Origin of the sequence: Streptomyces sp. ISL-96, from assembly GCF_018614035.1 — a bacterium.
Lineage (GTDB): Bacteria > Actinomycetota > Actinomycetes > Streptomycetales > Streptomycetaceae > Streptomyces.
The window spans coordinates 178,329-193,243 of record NZ_JAGGPA010000026.1 but is presented as its reverse complement, the minus strand read 5'-3'; the positions used below and the strand labels follow the sequence as shown (position 1 = coordinate 193,243).

Here is a 14,915-nt window from a genome sequence, read left to right as displayed (position 1 = left end):
AAGTCGCAAATCGAAGTTGCGGCTTCGGGCCCAGCTCATGGTCACGCTAGCGCAGCTCCGCCGGCGGCATCCGGTGTCTGTCGACCTTTTCCGTACGCTCCAGCTCGCCCCACACGACGTACCGGTACTTCGACGTGTACACCGGCGTGCACGTCGTCAGCGTGATGTAGCGGCCGGGCTTCTTCTTGCCCGACTCCTTCGGGACCGGCTTCAGTACGTCCACGTTGTACTTCGAGGTCTCGGGCAGCTTCGCGTACACCTTGTAGACGTACCAGGTGTCCTTCGTCTCGAAGACGACCGAGTCCCCGTCCTTCAGCCTGTCGATGTTGTGGAACTTCGCGCCGTGACCGTCCCGGTGCGCCGCCAGCGAGAAGTTGCCCTGCTTGTCCGACGGCAGCGCCGACTTGACCGGGTCCGTGTAGTAGCCGGCGACACCGCGGTTGAGACCCTTTGAGTCGGTGCCCTTCCTGACCAGGATCTCGCCGTTCTTCATCGCGGGTACGTGCAGGAAGCCGATGCCGTCCTTCGTGTCGAGGGCCCCGGGGCCACCCGCCCACCGGTCACGCACCTCGTTGCCCTGCTTGTCCGCGTCGCGGTCGGCCAGCACGTTCGTCCACCACAGCGAGTAGACGACGAAGAGGCCGAGGATCAGGCCCGCCGTGATCAGCAGCTCCCCGAAGACGCTGACAGCGCCCGCGATACGTCCACGCTTCCGCCGTCCCGCAGCAGCGGGTGCCGACGCGGGCACGGCCGTGCCGCTCTGCTCGTCCTGCTCGGTCGTCCTGGCTGCCACCGCACCCGTCCCCGTCCTGAGTCTCTTGCATCGCGTCCGGCCGGCTCGGTCTCAGCCGACGAGCGCGTCGGGTTGCCCCTCACTGCGCGGCCGTTCGTCGACCATCTTGCCCCACACGATCATTCGGTACGTACTCGTGAACTCCGGCGTGCAGGTCGTCAGCGTGATGTACCTGCCGGGCCTGGTGAATCCGGAACCCGGCGGCACCGGCGCGATCACGGCCACGTTCGACGGCGGGGTCTGCTCCAGGATGCTCGCCATCTCGTACGTGTAGTACGTGTCCTGCGTCTCGACGACGATCGGATCGCCCGGTTTCAGCTGGTTGATGTACCGGAACGGTTCGCCGTGGGTGTTGCGGTGCCCCGCGACCGCGAAGTTGCCCTGCTTGTCCGACGGCATCGCCGTCTTGAGCTTGCCCTCCGCATAGTGGCCCACCATGCCGTTGTCGAGGACCCGCGCCTTGTCGATGCCCTCGGCGATCGGGACGACGACGTCCAGCTTGGGAATGTGCATGATGGCGAAACCCTGGCCCGGCTCGAACGCCCCCGGCTTGCGCCCCTGGTCCCAGCCCTCCTGGATCTTCTCCGTCTCGTTGCCCGCGAACCAGCCGGAACGGACATTGGTCCACCACAGCTGGTACGTGACGAACAGCAGCATCAGCACGCCCAGCGTGATGAACATTTCCCCGAAGAAACGGCTGGCGACGACGGCCGGGCTGTCCTTGGCGGCGCGCGCCGCGCGCCTGGCCTCAAGGCGGGTGCGCGGCGCCTCGGCGCTCCGCTCCGGCTCGGGGGATTTGCCTCGGGTTCCATGCCCCTTGGCCTTGGCGGCTCTGCGGCGCTCCGCGCGGCCACCGGTGACCGGCGCGGGCGGCGTGACCGGCCCCGGCCCCGGCCCGGCATCGGCTATTCGCCGGGTGTCGTCCGTCCGCAGGGCCACGGTCTCGTCGTCGAACACCGGCTCGGGGGCCGCTACGGGCTGCTGGCCGCCGTACAAGCCCTGCGGGTGCTCCGGGGAGTCGTACCGCACCTGAGGCTGCTGGAGGGGCTGCTGGGGCTCCTGAACGGCCTGTACAGGCTCTTGTACGGGGTGCGGCACGTACTGCGGCTGCCCGTACGCCGGATCCGGCTGCTGCGCGGCCTGCGGCACCGTCCCCGACCGGAACCACGGCGAAGTGGCTTCAGGGCCAGGGCTAGGGCCAAGGCCAGCGCCGGTGCCGGGACCAGGCACCGGGTCCACGGCCGCTGCCGGCCGCTCCTGCCCCGGCAGCGGATCATTCAGTGGATCCGCGAGCTGATCCACCGCCGCCTCGAACGCGCCCGCCGCCCCGTACGCGCCCTGCCCGTACGAGGCTTCCCGGCCGGCGTCGTGTTCGGGGCGGAGCGCCGTCACGCGGCGGCCTTGCCCACCACCGGCGCGAGCCCGGCGGATCGCTCCACCGCGCCCGGATCGCCGCACCGCACAAGCCAGTTGGCCAGCATCAGATGCCCGTGTTCGGTCAGCACCGACTCGGGGTGGAACTGCACACCCTCGACCGGCAGATCCCGGTGACGCAGCCCCATGATGATCCCGTCGGCCGTGCGCGCCGTGACCTCCAGCTCGGCGGGCAGCGCCTCCGGTTCGGCGGCCAGCGAGTGGTAGCGCGTCGCCGTGAAGGGCGAGGGAAGCCCGGCGAAAACGCCGGCACCCGTGTGCGTCACGGGGGACGTCTTGCCGTGCAGCAACTCGGGGGCCCGGCCCACCACACCGCCGTACGCCACCGCCATCGACTGCATCCCCAGGCAGACACCGAAGACCGGCACACCCGTCGCGGCGCAGTGCCGCACCATGTCGACGCACACGCCCGCCTGTTCGGGGGCACCGGGGCCCGGCGAGAGCAGCACGCCGTCGAAGCCGTCCTGGGCGTGGCTCAGCTCCACCTCGTCGTTGCGCAGCACCTCGCACTCGGCCCCGAGTTGGTAGAGGTACTGGACGAGGTTGAAGACGAAGCTGTCGTAGTTGTCGACGACCAGGATCCGCGCGCTCACTGGTCCGTCCCCCCGCCGACCGTCGATTCCCCGAACGGAAGCAGGGGCTCCGCCCACGGGAAGACGTACTGGAACAGTGCGTAGACGACCGCCAGGATCAGTACGAGCGAGATCATCGCCCGCACCCATACGTTGCCCGGCAGATGCCGCCAGATCCAGCCGTACATGCTGTCCCTTCCGTTCGGTCGAAACCCAGAGTAAAGGGCGACGGCGAACGCTCGTGGGTCAGCCGCTCAAAGCGCGCGGCTTGCCGTCCTCCACGGGCTGGGTCGCGTCGAGGTGCGCCCACACGATCAGCCGGTGGCTGCTGCCCCACTCCGGCTCGCACGTGGTCAGTGTCAGATACCGCCCAGGACCGTCGAAACCGGCCTTCCGGGGAACGTCGTCGATCACACCGGTGTCGCTCGGCACCGTCCGGTGCGGCCTGCCGGCGATCCGGTACGTGAACCAGGTCGCCCCGTCCGTCAGCACCACCGCGTCACCGGGCCGCAGCTTCGGGAAGTCCTTGAAGGGATCACCGTACGTACGGCGGTGACCGGCGACGGAGAAGTTTCCCGTCTCGCCGAGCCGCGCGGTCCCCTCGTAGTGCCCGAGGCCCTTCTGCAGGGTCTCGGTCCGCGTGCCCTCGAGGACCGGCCAGTCCCAGTCCTTGCCGAAGCGCGGCACGTACATCACGGCGAAGGGACGGCCCGGCTCGTACGCCTCGGGGGCGGGCGGGGTCGAAGTCGTGGCCGTCGGGAGGGGACTGTGCGCCCACGTGTCCTGCAGCCGGTCGATCTGCCCGTCGCTCGCGTCGGCGGCCTTGACCCCGGTCCAGAACATCACGTACACGACAAAGAGCACGATCACGGTGCCGACGGTGACGCACAGTTCGCTGAAGGTCCGCACGATCAGTCGCACCGGCATCGGGACGCCTCCCCCGGGGGCTACTTCACAGGCTTCGCGTAGTGGAGATCCACTGTGCCCGAGTAGCCGGGAAGAGTCATCGCCTCGTGTTCGTCGACTTTCCAGCCGAGGCCGTACGCCTTCACGTACAGCTGGTAGTTCTGGAGCGCCGTGGAGGCCGTCAGCGCCCGCTGGAGCTCGTCCCGGTCACCGATCGCCGTCACCTTGTACGGCGGCGAGTAGACGCGGCCCTGGAGGATCAGGGTGTTGCCGACGCAGCGCACCGCGCTGGTGGAGATCAGGCGCTGGTCCATGACCCTGATGCCCTTGGCGCCGCCCTGCCAGAGAGCGTTGACGACCGCCTGGAGGTCCTGCTGGTGGATGACCAGGTCGTTGGGCTGCGGCTCGGGATAGCCGGGGTTGGCCGTGGCGTTCGGCGGGGCGTCGTCGAGGGTGACGGTGAGACCGGGGCCGGCGAGCTTCTTGGTGCCGGCGGCCGCCTCCAGCGCCTTGAGCTTCGCGTCCTCGGCCTGCGTACTGCTGTCGCCGCGCTGCGCGAGCGCGTCGACATCGTCGCGTACGGACGCCGTCGACTCGTCCAGTTCCTTGTTCTTGTGGCTGCGCTGGTCAATAAGGTCGGAGAGCTTCAGCAGCGAGGCATCCGTACGGATATTGGTGCCCTTGGCAGTATTGAAGCTGGTGACGAAGATGAGCCCGGCCAGCGCGAAAACTCCGGCCGTCAGCAATCTGACCGGCCGCAGGGCGGGGCGCCGGGCAGGTTCCGTGGGAGAGTCGGCAGAATTGCTCAACGTACCCTTATCTCCTTCGACGCCTCGGAAGCACTACGCTAACGGACGCCCGGGGGAGGGCAGTGTTCCCCTTCGCTCCCGCACCGGGCGCCAGCCACAGTTCCCTGCGCGGTAACGCAGCGCATCGACAGGAGAGTCCCTCGTGCCGAAGTCACGTATCCGCAAGAAGTCAGACTTCACGCCGCCACCGGCGCCTTCGAAGCAGGCGACGAGCATCAAGCTGACGAACCGCAGCTGGGTGGCTCCGGTGATGTTGGCGCTCTTCCTCATCGGGCTCGCCTGGATCGTGGTCTTCTACGTGACCGAGGGCGATCTGCCGATCCAGAGCTTCGACAACTGGAACATCGTCGTCGGATTCGGCTTCATCGCAGCCGGCTTCGGCGTCTCCACCCAGTGGAAGTAGGCAGAGCAGGGGCCAAGTAGGCCCTGTCCCGCCTGGGCCGCGCAAGCCTTGACCAGAGGTTATCCACAGCGTTGTCCACACGGTGGGGAAAGGTCAGACGATCTGTGGATAACTCACAGGGTGTTGACGCCGGTGTGACTGCCTGAGCCGTCCGAGACGTACGGCGTGCCCCTTGCCCCGCCTGGGAAAAACCCAGATCAGGGAGAAGGGGCACAGCTGTTCCTATCCGTCCCACCTGAATGCACAAGGTTCGGCGTGGGCTGTGGACAAGAGCACGCGCAACCGATGCCCGCGGCGCTCAGGTGAGCATGGCGGTTCTCGCCACGACGAGTACGGCGGTTACGAGCAGCACCAGCCCGCAGGTGCCGTACTGCACCAGCGTCCGGTGCTCGCGCGGGGCGTGCACCATGGCGGCCGCGACGACGGTGCCGGCGACGAGACCGCCGACGTGCGCCTGCCAGGCGATGAAGTCGCTGAAGGCGATCGTGATGATCAGGTTCACCGCGAGAAGCATCAGGACGGGCTTCAAGTCGTAATTCATGCGACGCATCAGGACGGCGGTCGCGCCGAGAAGCCCGAAGACGGCGCCGGACGCGCCGAGCGAGCCCTGTGAGGGAGCGGCGAGGAGGTACGTGAGCGCGCTGCCGGCCAGGCCGGAGATCAGGTAGAGCGCCAGGAAGCGCGCCCGGCCGAGCGCCGCCTCCAGTGGGCCTCCGAGCCACCACAGGCCCAGCATGTTGAACACGATGTGCCATGGCGCCTCGTGCAGGAACATCGAGGTGAAGAGCCGGTAGTACTCGCCGGTCGTGACGCCTTCGACGGGTACGTGCGGGCTGGGCGGCCACGCGCCGACCAGCGCGAGATCATCGACGAGCCCTGCGCGGGCCTGCACGGCGATGAACAGCGCCACGTTGATGGCCAGCAGGATCTTGGTTACCAGCCGGGGATCGGCGGCGATCGTGCCGCCCGCGAGCGTGCGCGGCTGGTTCGGGGCCGGGGAACGGCCCGTACCGGAGCCTTCGCGGACACAGTCCGGGCACTGGAAGCCCACCGACGCGCTGATCATGCACTCGGGACAGATCGGGCGTTCGCAGCGCGTGCAGCGGATGCCCGTCTCCCGGCCCGGGTGCCGGTAGCAGTGGTCCATCGGTCCGTCCCCAGTGTCCCTAGGTGTGACTCTTGGCGGTGCAGCGGTACTGCTCAGTGCAACGCCCCGCCTATCCAGTACGGATGGACGGGGCGGTTTGGTTCCCGGCGGTCGGCCGAGGCGTCTTCAGCGGGTTTCGACGACGACCGACTCGATGACCACGTCGGTGACCGGGCGGGCGGTGCGCGGATTGGTCTGCGTACCCGCGATGGCGTCCACGACCTTCTGGCTCCTGGGGTCGGTGACCTCGCCGAAGATGGTGTGCTTGCCCGTCAGCCACATCGTCGGGGAGACGGTGATGAAGAACTGCGAGCCGTTCGTGGCCGGGCCGGCGTTCGCCATCGCCAGCAGGTAGGGCCGGTCGAAGGCGAGGTCGGGGTGGAACTCGTCCTTGAACTCGTAGCCGGGGCCGCCGGTGCCGTTGCCCAGCGGGTCGCCGCCCTGGATCATGAAGTCGCGGATCACGCGGTGGAAGACAGTGCCGTCGTACAGCCGGCCCGTGGTCTTGTGCCCCGTTTCGGGGTTCGTCCACTCCCGAGCACCCTGTGCCAGTTCGACGAAGTTCTTGACCGTCTTCGGCGCGTGGTTCGGCAGAAGCCGGATCTGAATGTCGCCCCGGCTGGTCTTCAGGGTGGCGTAGAGCTGCTCGGCCACGTGCTGCCTTCCTTGAGTTTTCACTGACGTGTCCCGATCCTCCCACGGAGGGTTTGGGACGAGTAGCCGCCGAACCGCCACGCGGGACGGCGAACCATGACAGTGTCGTACGCGGGGTTTGCCCCGAGTCGCCACCCATGACCCGGATGCCCGCCCGCACGTGCCGTGATGGCCTTCGGCAGGCATGATTTCGAAATGGGTGGACAGGCGATAAACCGAACCGCCACCAAGGAGGAGGATCCAGTGACCCGCATCGACAGCGTGCGCGCCGCATCCGAATCGGCGAAGGAAAGCGTGCTGCACGCCGCGGAAGTGGTGGCGCCCTACGCCGGTACGGCCAAGGAACAGGCCACGCAATACGCGCACGACGCCCGCGTTCGGCTCGCGCCGAAGGTGTCGAAGGCCAAGCGTCAGGCCCGTGTCCAGTACGGGGCGCATGTGGCGCCGCGCATAGAGCAGGCCCGTACGCACGTGCCGCCGAAGGTCGACGTGGCGGCACACCGGGCTGCTGTACGCACCCGGCACGCGGCCCGGCAGGCCGCCGACTACACCGTTCCGCGCGTAGAGCATGCGATGGCGGCCGCTCAGCCCGTACGCGAGGCGGCAGCCGCGCGCAGTGCGGCCGCCGTGGCCGCCCTGCGCGGACAGATCACGGCGAAGGACATCCGCAAGCTCGTCAAGAGGCATGAGCGGCGGGCCAAGGCCGGCCGGCTGGCCAAGGGCCTCGCGGTCGTCGGCGTGCTGGCGGGCGGCGCCTTCGCGGCCTGGAAGTGGTGGGACAAGCAGGCCAACCCGGACTGGCTGGTCGAGCCCCCTGCCGCCACCGAGGTCTCCGACCGTGCGCCGCTGACCTCGGTCGACGGCAGCGGTCAGGCGGTGCTGGACCCCGATGTCCAGGCCAAGCAGGCCGAGGCCGAAGCCGAGGCGGCGGAGCGCGACCGGAAGAACGACTGACGGTACGCCCACGGGTGCCGGCGGGTGCCTGGAGACCTTCGGGTCTCCAGGCACCCGTTTCTTTTCGCCGCTCTTTCGCCGCGTCGCCGCGGTGTTCTCTTTGGTAGCGGCCCGGGGCGACGAAAGTGGGCCGTAACGGCCGCGGGGGTCCGCCTAGAGTGCGGCCGTGGACATGCCATCGAAGATCAGGGCCGGACGGCAGTGGCTGACAGGCCCCGATCCCTGGTCCGGGCGCCGGATCGCGGGCGAGGCCGTACTCGCCGCGGTCCTGGCGCTGCTCGCGGCCGGCGCCCAGGAGGTCATGGGCAGCACCGGACTGGTGCAGTTCGCTACCGCGCTCGCCGTCGCCGTGCTGTCGCTGCTGCGCCGCCGGCTGCCCGCGAGTGTGCTGGTGATCTCGGGCGGCGCGGCGGGCGTACTGGCCGGCTTCGGGCCGCTGCTGATGGTGTCGGGGTGGTCGGCGGGACGCCGGATCCCCGGAGCCGGGCGGGCGCTGGCGGCGTTCACCACGTCGTACGTCCTGTCCGTCAGCATCGGGGTCACCGCCGAGTGGCCGCGGTACACCCCGCTGGCACTGATCCTGTTCAGCACCCTGTACTTCCTCGCGACCACCGTCGTACCGGGCCTCGCCAGCCGCTACTGGGCCCAGCGCCGCACGCTGCTGCACGCCCTGCAGACCCACAACGCCCAACTGCTGCGCGAGCGCGCCATGGTGGCCGGCCAGGCACGGCTGCGCGAGCGGCAGCGGATCGCCCAGGACATGCACGACAGCCTGGGCCACCAGCTGGCGCTGATCTCCGTCCACACGGGAGCTCTGGAGGTCGACCCGGCGCTGACCGACCGTCAGAGTGAGGGCGTGGGCGTACTGCGGAACGCTTCGGTGGCCGCCATGCACGAACTGCGCGAGGTCGTCGGCATCCTGCGCGACGGCGTGGAGCGGGACGACGCGGCCACCGCGCCCGCTGCGCCGCCCGGCGAGGATCCGCACCCGGCTGCCCGCGGCGTCGCGGGCATCGAGGGCCTGGTGGAGGCGGCGCGGGCGGCCGGCAACGAGGTGGAGCTGCGGTGTACGGGCGGGCGGCGTCCGCTGGCCGCGGCCGCCGGTCACGCGGCGTACAGGATCGTGCAGGAGGCGCTGACCAACGCGTACAAGCACGCGCCGGGCGCCGCGATCACCGTTGAGCTGCGGTACGAACCGGACTCGCTGATCGTCGAGATCGCGAACGGCCCCGCCCCGGCGGACCCGGGTGACGTCGTCAGCGGCGGGCAGGGCCTGACGGGCCTGCGCGAGCGGGCCCGGCTGGTGGGCGGCATGGTCCACGCCGGGCGTACGGACGGCGGGGGCTTCCGGGTCGCGGGCGTCCTGCCGTACGGCGCCGACGGCCTCCCGCCGGCCACGGGCTCAGCGCCTTTCGGAGCGCCTTTGGTCGATGTGGAGGACGACTTCCGCCAGCAGTCTCCTTCGGTCCCTGTCGGCGACGGTGGTCCGGTCGTGGACTGGACCGTTGTGCAGAGGGAGCTGGCGATGAGCGGTGGGCGCGGGGGCAGGGCCGGTGGGGTCGTACTGGGCTGCGGGATCGCGGTGGTGGCAGCGGTGCTGCTGGTGATCGTGGGCGGGCTCGGACTGTTCTTCCTCATAGGTTCGGTGGACAAAGGCATGATCGAGCCGAGCGTGTACGAGGCGGTGAAGGTCGGCACGTCGGAGACGGAGGTCCGCGACCGCCTGCCGGACGGGGATTCCTTCATGACGTCGGGCCTCGACGGCACCGGACCCGAGGAGCCGGAGGGGTCCGACTGCCTGGTCCTCGCCTCCTCGGAGTTCGGCGACAGCATGACGCAGGAGCCGGTGTTCCGCTTCTGCTTCAGGGACGGCAAGCTGATCGAGAAGAAGTCGTACGACGTCGAGCAGTAGATGCGCGGCAGCTGTGGGGGGACAAGCATGACGGCTGCGCACGTCAGGGTCGTGATCGCCGATGACGAGCCCCTCATCCGGGCGGGCATCCGGATGATCCTCACCTCGGACCGGGCCATCGAGGTCGTGGCGGAGGCGGCGAACGGCCGCGAGGCCGTCGACCTGGCGCGCGTCCACGCGCCGGACGTGGTGCTGCTCGACCTTCAGATGCCGGTGATGGACGGGCTCACCGCCCTCGCCGAACTGGGCAGGGCGGTGCCGGGCACGCGCGTGATCGTACTGACGACGTTCGGCGAGCGGGAGAACGTCCTGCGTGCCCTGGAGAGCGGCGGCGTGGGCTTCCTGCTGAAGGACTCCGCCCCGGCCGAGCTGATCCGTGCGGTACGGGCCGCCGCGGCCGGGAACGCCTACCTGTCGCCGGGGGCGACCCGGCACGTCGTGGAACAGCTCGCCTCGGGGCGGGCGCCGGCCCGCGCCGAGCGCGCGCGGCAGCTCGTCACGGCGCTGAGCGTGCGGGAGCGGGACGTCCTCGCGCTGCTCGGCGAGGGCCTGTCCAACGCCGACGCGGGCAAGCGGCTCCACATGAGCGAGGCCACGGTCAAGACATACGTCAGCCGGATCCTCGCGAAGCTGGGCTGCGAGAACCGCGTACAGGCGGCACTGCTCGCCCGGGACGCCGCGCTGTGAAACAAAAAATGTCCCTCTGACCTGCGGAAACAGGTCAGAGGGACATCTGAGGTGTGGAGCCGTTTCTCGGCGTTCACCAAGTGTTGTGGGAGCACGGGAAGACGGTGCCCGTGGGCCTGAGGACGGGCTCGATGGTTTCTCGTACGATCTGCCACACGTCGCCGACAACGCGCTCGCGCGGCGGCCGCGGCGACCGGGACAGCGCGTCCGCGACGATCGCCCAGGCCGCGGCGACCGCGGCTGTGGCCCGGACCTCGGCGGACGGCTTGGCGGGCTTCGCGCGGGCCCGGCCGACGTCTATCCGGAAGGCGAGTCCGGCGGCTTCGCGCAGCTGGACCTCCCGGATGAGCCGGCTGATCGGGAAGGCGAGGGCGCTCGGCGACAGCGGGTGCTCGTAGACCTGGCGTACCCAGGTGGAGAAGCGCAGCCGCTCCCGTTCCTCCCAGCCGCCGGGCGCGGCGGGTCCCGGGTCGGCGCTTTCGACGGCCTGGGTGAGGAGGGCGATGTACGCGACGAGGTCCTGAGAGGCCGGGGCCGCCGGCTGCCCGGGCGGGCCGAGGGCTGGGTCGTGGGGAGTCTTCTCGGCGATCGGCAGTTTCAGCGAGTCGATGGTCATGAGACGACAGCTTTCGCGCTGGCGGGAAAGGGGCCTGGGTGCGCTGACGCGCTGCTCGGAGGGCACGGGGGGCCGGGCGGTCGGTTCCGCGGGTGGCAGCCGGCGGGGTGGGGCCGCCGCGCACCCGGCCCCCTCCGGATCAGCCCCTCGTCACAGCGCGGCCGGCCGGCCGACAGCTCCTCGGGCGGAGGTCATGTCGGAATGCCTTCGCGCTTGATCTCGGGAAGGGCGATACCGAGCGCCTGGAACTGTCGTGCGGGATTCATGAACTCTCGCTGTGCCTTGATCTTCCCGTTCTCGAAGAGGAACGAGTGGATGAAGTGATTTTCATAGTGGCCCTCCGGATAGCCCGGAAAGATGATCTTTCCTTCCCCGTCGCATTCGACCCAGAAGCGGTTGGGGTCCTGGGTGTCGAAGATCTCGATGTTCGTCCAGACCCAGTCGGGGAAGCACCGCAGGGACCACACCGCGTGCTCTCCGAGCCGGTCGCGGCCGCGAGTCACGATCGGCTCTCCGCTGTCCGATGTCCACAGACCGCCGATGCCGTCCTCCGTGAACAGCAGGTGCCGCTTCAGACGGTCTTCGCCGAGAGTCGTCATGTACCGCTCGACGATGGCCCGGTTGTGGGCACGGAGCTCGGTCTCGTCGGTGGGGATCCCGGTGTCGTCGATGTCGACAGGCATGGTTGCAATCACCTTTCGTGAGGGGGCTGGAGGGGAGTTCGGATGGCCATCGGCCGTGTTATGGGGCGGTCGTCCGGTCGGCGGCCCGCGGGGCTGGGACGCCGTCCGGGCCGAGCGGAAGCGCGTCGAGGACGACGATCTCGACCGACTTCGCACGGTCGCCCAGTCGCTCGTGGAGCCAACCGTGCAGTCGATCGGCGAACCTTCCCGCCTGGTGGGCCGCGGCCGGGATCTCGGCCAGGGGCCCGGGACGTGCCGGGGCCTGGGCTGGGTGGCGGTAGGTGCCTGTGAGAGCCGGGCGGACCGGCCGCCTGGGGACGAGTACGGCCTCGAAGTGGCCGGGACGGTCGTGAGCAAGGGTCAGGGCGACGTCCAGGACGGACTCGACCCGGCGCGCCAGCGTCTCGGGATCCACCGCAGCGGGGTCCGGCTCGGTCAGCGCGACGGCGGCCCCTGCCGCGTCGCCCTCGCCGAGGGCCCGCAGGGCGCGTACCTCCCCGGTGATACGGGCGTTGGGGATCTCGACAATGCGAACCGGTGATCGCGTCGCGGTCGCACGGCCGGCGAGTTCGGAGAGGTCGTGCACGTCGGCGCCCCAGACGAGGCTCGGGCAGTCGCTCACGTCGGTGACCGTGGTGGGCCCGCCGGCCTTGCGCAGGACGGCGTCGTAGCGGTGCCGCGACATCTCGTTGTGGAACGGGCTTCGCCGCAACCGGATGTCGACCGCGGCGATGACGGGGACGAGGGCGGACAGATCGGCAATTGAGCCGCCGAGGAAGCCAGGTTGCCCGCATCGCCATCGCCGCGCCACTGTCGCCCGCAGGCGACTCAATCGGGTCCGAATCCGAACCGTCGAATCTGGCGGGACTATCAGGTTTAGTCTCCAGCGTTCCGATCGAATTACTGCGCGAGGGGGATTCTCCCCGCTCGAACGGCATAGATCAAGAGCACGTAAAACTTCTGTCGGGGCTGGAGGGCGAGTTACCTCCGATCCTCGTGCACCGCCCCACCATGCGAGTCATCGACGGCATACACCGACTCGACGCGGCCAGGATGAGAAATTACCGGACTATCGACGTGATGTACTTCGACGGGTCGGAGGAGGAATCCTTCCTGCTGTCCGTGGAATCCAACATACGACATGGCCTGCCGCTCTCACTGAGGGATCGCAAGAAGGCCGCCCAGAGAATTCTGCACAATTTCCCTGAGTGGTCCAACCGTTCCATCGCGGCCAGGGTCGGGCTGGACCACAAGACCATTGGTTCCATTCGGCAACGACAAGGCGATCCGGCCGCCCAGCCCGATGTCAGGGTCGGTCTCGACGGGCGGGTTCGTCCACTCGATCCCGCCGACGGGCGACGGAGGGCGCAGGCGGAGATCATGCGGAATCCGCAGGCATCGCTGCGTGACATCGCGAGCTCGGCGGGAGTCTCCGTGGAGACCGCACGGGATGTACGGGGCCGTATGACGCCAGGGACCGCCGGGGCCGCAGCCGCAGGGGCCGCCTCCGTCCCCTGCCAGAACAGCACGGGTGAGGTGAGGGCATCAGCCACGGCGGAGTCCGCATCGTCCGGGCTGGCAGAGATCGTCGCCACCTTGGACTCCCTCAAGAGGGATCCCGCCATCAGGTACAGCGACGACGGGCGGGCGCTGGTCCGCTGGCTGGAGTCCCGCCTCATCTACGAGGAGGACACGGACCGGGTGATGCGGATGCCGGCGCATCAGATGGCGAGCGTCGCACACGTCGCGCGGGTGATCGCCACCCGGTGGAACGAGATCGCCACCCGCTTGGAGACCCCGTAGGCCTTCGAGCAGGTGAGTTCGCGGGCCGACAACCGGGGCCGACTCTCGACGAGTCGGCCCCGGTTGGGGTGTCGGCGACGGGGGGCGCCGACAGGATCAGGCCGCCGGTTCGATGTTCTGGTTTCGGCGGAAGATGTTCTTCGGGTCGAGGCGGGCCTTCACGGAGGAGAGCTTGGCCAGGACAGCGTCCTCGTACAGCTCGGACCGGAAGTCGTCGGCGGCGCGCATCCCGTACACGAAGTTCACCGACCGGCCGATCGTCCACGGTGCCACGGCCTTGTCGATCCGGGCGTGCGCGGCCCGGACCTCGGGGAGGCCTACACCCTCGGGCGAGGACAGGACGCGCAGGATGTAGCGCGCCTCGCGGAAGGACACCGCGTTCGCCGGTTCGGGGGTACGCGACAACGCACCGCCCAGGTGGCGCAGGTCGACGATGCAAGGCACCTCGGCGTCCGCACCCGCCAGTTCCCGGACCGAGTCCAACACCTGCGGATCGAGCTCGCTGAGCAGCACGCTGTTGCCGTCGTAGTAGTGCGAGAAGTTCGGCTCCCGGTAGATCGACCCGGCTTCGCTGTAGGGGAGCTCCCCCAGGTGCTCCAGGAGGGTGGGCGCGACGTCCAGCCACGGTCGGACGAGTTCCGGTGCCCCCTCCAGGTCGGTGCTCGCGAAGCGGACGTGGACCACGTGGCGGCCGCGCAGGGACTCGGGGAAGACCGGGATCGGCGGGTATCCGATCATGCCCACGGAGGAGGTCATCGTCTCGGGCACCCCGGCGGTCCACTCCCGGAAGAAGGCGAACACCTGCTCAGCGTGCTCCGATCCGAAGAACACTCCCCCGCCGTAGATACGGGCGACGGGCTGGAGCGCGATCTCCAGGGATGTCACCACCCCGAAGTTGTCCCGGCCGCCGCGCAAGGCCCAGAACAGGTCGGCGTCGCTGTCCGGCGTCACATGGCGCAGTTCGCCGTCGGCGGTGACCAGGTCGACCGCCCGCACGTGGTCGGCGGCGTAGCCGAACTCACGGGCCAGCAACCCCAGTCCGCCCGCCAGCGTGTACCCGACCACTCCCACGTGCCCGGCCGAGCCGCTGGGCGGGACCAGGCCGTGCGGCTCGGCCACGGCGACCACCTGCTCCCAGCGGGCACCGGCCTGGATGGACGCGGACCGGCTCCCGGGGTTCACCATCACGTCGTTCATGCGCCTGGTGGAGATCACCACGCCGCCCTCGTCCTGCACGGTGATGCCGTGGCCGGTTGACTGGACGGCGACCGCCAGGTCATGGGCCGCGGCGAAGCGAATGGCGGCCTGTACGTCCTCGGCAGTCTCCGCGCCGACGACGACGGCCGGCCGATGGCGGTATCCGGCCTGGAAGCCGATGAGCTCTTCCTCATAGCCTTCCTGGCCCGGGAGCAGAACCGGACCCTTCACACGCCGGGTCAGCTCGGAGATCTGATCCTGCAGGTCCTGAGTCGCCATCACCAAAGTCCTCACCGTCATTGCCGAGCCGGTCCGACCGTCACGACGGACCGGCTTTCCTTGCGT

Annotated in this window: 17 protein-coding genes; 5 read left to right on the top strand and 12 right to left on the bottom strand. The window is 69.4% G+C overall.

Features of this window, described 5'->3' with window-relative positions; translation table 11 throughout:
• Positions 1 to 46: 46 nt before the first annotated feature.
• From J7E96_RS19065 to J7E96_RS19040, 6 genes are read right to left on the bottom strand one after another with little or no spacing between them, the layout of a single operon-like run.
• Positions 47 to 793 carry a class E sortase gene (locus J7E96_RS19065; protein ID WP_215132834.1) on the bottom strand — a complete coding sequence of 249 codons (747 nt, stop codon included), beginning with the start codon at positions 791 to 793 and terminating at the stop codon, positions 47 to 49.
• Between the two features lie 51 nt (positions 794 to 844).
• A complete protein-coding gene (locus J7E96_RS19060; protein WP_215132833.1) occupies positions 845 to 2,185 on the bottom strand; it encodes a class E sortase in 1,341 nt (446 codons plus the stop codon).
• Positions 2,182 to 2,820: an aminodeoxychorismate/anthranilate synthase component II gene (locus J7E96_RS19055; RefSeq protein ID WP_215132832.1), complete on the bottom strand. Its 639-nt coding sequence runs from the start codon at positions 2,818 to 2,820 to the stop codon at positions 2,182 to 2,184. Before J7E96_RS19055 ends, J7E96_RS19060 begins: the two co-directional genes overlap by 4 nt.
• A complete protein-coding gene (locus tag J7E96_RS19050) occupies positions 2,817 to 2,987 on the bottom strand; it encodes a hypothetical protein (protein ID WP_215132831.1) in 171 nt (56 codons plus the stop codon). The genes J7E96_RS19055 and J7E96_RS19050 overlap by 4 nt, the downstream gene beginning before the upstream one ends.
• 58 nt (positions 2,988 to 3,045) lie before the next feature.
• A complete protein-coding gene (locus J7E96_RS19045; RefSeq protein ID WP_215132830.1) occupies positions 3,046 to 3,726 on the bottom strand; it encodes a class E sortase in 681 nt (226 codons plus the stop codon).
• 20 nt (positions 3,727 to 3,746) lie between these two features.
• Positions 3,747 to 4,514, bottom strand: a complete 768-nt coding sequence (locus tag J7E96_RS19040; protein ID WP_215132829.1) for a DUF881 domain-containing protein — start codon at positions 4,512 to 4,514, stop codon at positions 3,747 to 3,749.
• Between the two features lie 142 nt (positions 4,515 to 4,656).
• On the opposite strand from J7E96_RS19040, the gene crgA reads away from it, so the two are divergent.
• On the top strand, positions 4,657 to 4,917 hold the full coding sequence (gene crgA / locus J7E96_RS19035) for a cell division protein CrgA (RefSeq protein ID WP_214967326.1): 261 nt from the start codon (positions 4,657 to 4,659) through the stop codon (positions 4,915 to 4,917).
• Between the two features lie 298 nt (positions 4,918 to 5,215).
• Here crgA and J7E96_RS19030 read toward each other — a convergent pair whose 3' ends face one another.
• Together J7E96_RS19030 and J7E96_RS19025 are read right to left on the bottom strand one after the other, a co-directional pair.
• Complete coding sequence (locus tag J7E96_RS19030; RefSeq protein ID WP_215132828.1) at positions 5,216 to 6,064, bottom strand: rhomboid family intramembrane serine protease; 849 nt, start codon at positions 6,062 to 6,064, stop codon at positions 5,216 to 5,218.
• Positions 6,065 to 6,190: 126 nt separating this feature from the next.
• Positions 6,191 to 6,718, bottom strand: coding sequence for a peptidylprolyl isomerase (locus J7E96_RS19025; protein WP_215132827.1), 528 nt, complete (start codon positions 6,716 to 6,718; stop codon positions 6,191 to 6,193).
• Positions 6,719 to 6,961: 243 nt separating this feature from the next.
• Here J7E96_RS19025 and J7E96_RS19020 point away from each other — a divergent pair, with 243 nt between their 5' ends.
• The 3 genes from J7E96_RS19020 (at position 6,962) to J7E96_RS19010 (ending at position 10,271) form a co-directional block, all read left to right on the top strand.
• Positions 6,962 to 7,672, top strand: a complete 711-nt coding sequence (locus tag J7E96_RS19020) for a DUF5324 family protein (protein ID WP_308296025.1) — start codon at positions 6,962 to 6,964, stop codon at positions 7,670 to 7,672.
• A gap of 172 nt (positions 7,673 to 7,844) precedes the next feature.
• Positions 7,845 to 9,584, top strand: a complete 1,740-nt coding sequence (locus J7E96_RS19015) for a sensor histidine kinase (RefSeq protein WP_215132879.1) — start codon at positions 7,845 to 7,847, stop codon at positions 9,582 to 9,584.
• 27 nt (positions 9,585 to 9,611) lie between these two features.
• The gene (locus J7E96_RS19010; protein WP_215132825.1) at positions 9,612 to 10,271 is read left to right on the top strand and encodes a response regulator transcription factor; all 660 of its coding nucleotides are present in this window, start codon (positions 9,612 to 9,614) and stop codon (positions 10,269 to 10,271) included.
• 73 nt (positions 10,272 to 10,344) lie between these two features.
• Here J7E96_RS19010 and J7E96_RS19005 read toward each other — a convergent pair whose 3' ends face one another.
• The 3 genes from J7E96_RS19005 to J7E96_RS18995 form a co-directional block, all read right to left on the bottom strand.
• Positions 10,345 to 10,887, bottom strand: a complete 543-nt coding sequence (locus J7E96_RS19005; RefSeq protein ID WP_215132824.1) for a hypothetical protein — start codon at positions 10,885 to 10,887, stop codon at positions 10,345 to 10,347.
• Between the two features lie 191 nt (positions 10,888 to 11,078).
• A complete protein-coding gene (locus J7E96_RS19000) occupies positions 11,079 to 11,570 on the bottom strand; it encodes a PhzA/PhzB family protein (RefSeq protein ID WP_215132823.1) in 492 nt (163 codons plus the stop codon).
• A 58-nt stretch (positions 11,571 to 11,628) separates the two neighbouring features.
• Entirely contained in the window at positions 11,629 to 12,402 is a 774-nt protein-coding gene (locus tag J7E96_RS18995) for a hypothetical protein (RefSeq protein ID WP_215132883.1), read from the bottom strand.
• Between J7E96_RS18995 and J7E96_RS18990 the strand changes: the two genes are divergently transcribed.
• Positions 12,333 to 13,373: a ParB/RepB/Spo0J family partition protein gene (locus J7E96_RS18990; RefSeq protein WP_215132822.1), complete on the top strand. Its 1,041-nt coding sequence runs from the start codon at positions 12,333 to 12,335 to the stop codon at positions 13,371 to 13,373. The genes J7E96_RS18995 and J7E96_RS18990 overlap by 70 nt on opposite strands.
• A 96-nt stretch (positions 13,374 to 13,469) precedes the next feature.
• Here the strand turns inward: J7E96_RS18990 and J7E96_RS18985 are convergent, their stop codons facing one another.
• The gene (locus J7E96_RS18985) at positions 13,470 to 14,849 is read right to left on the bottom strand and encodes an FAD-binding oxidoreductase (RefSeq protein ID WP_215132821.1); all 1,380 of its coding nucleotides are present in this window, start codon (positions 14,847 to 14,849) and stop codon (positions 13,470 to 13,472) included.
• Between the last annotated feature and the right edge of the window lie 66 nt (positions 14,850 to 14,915).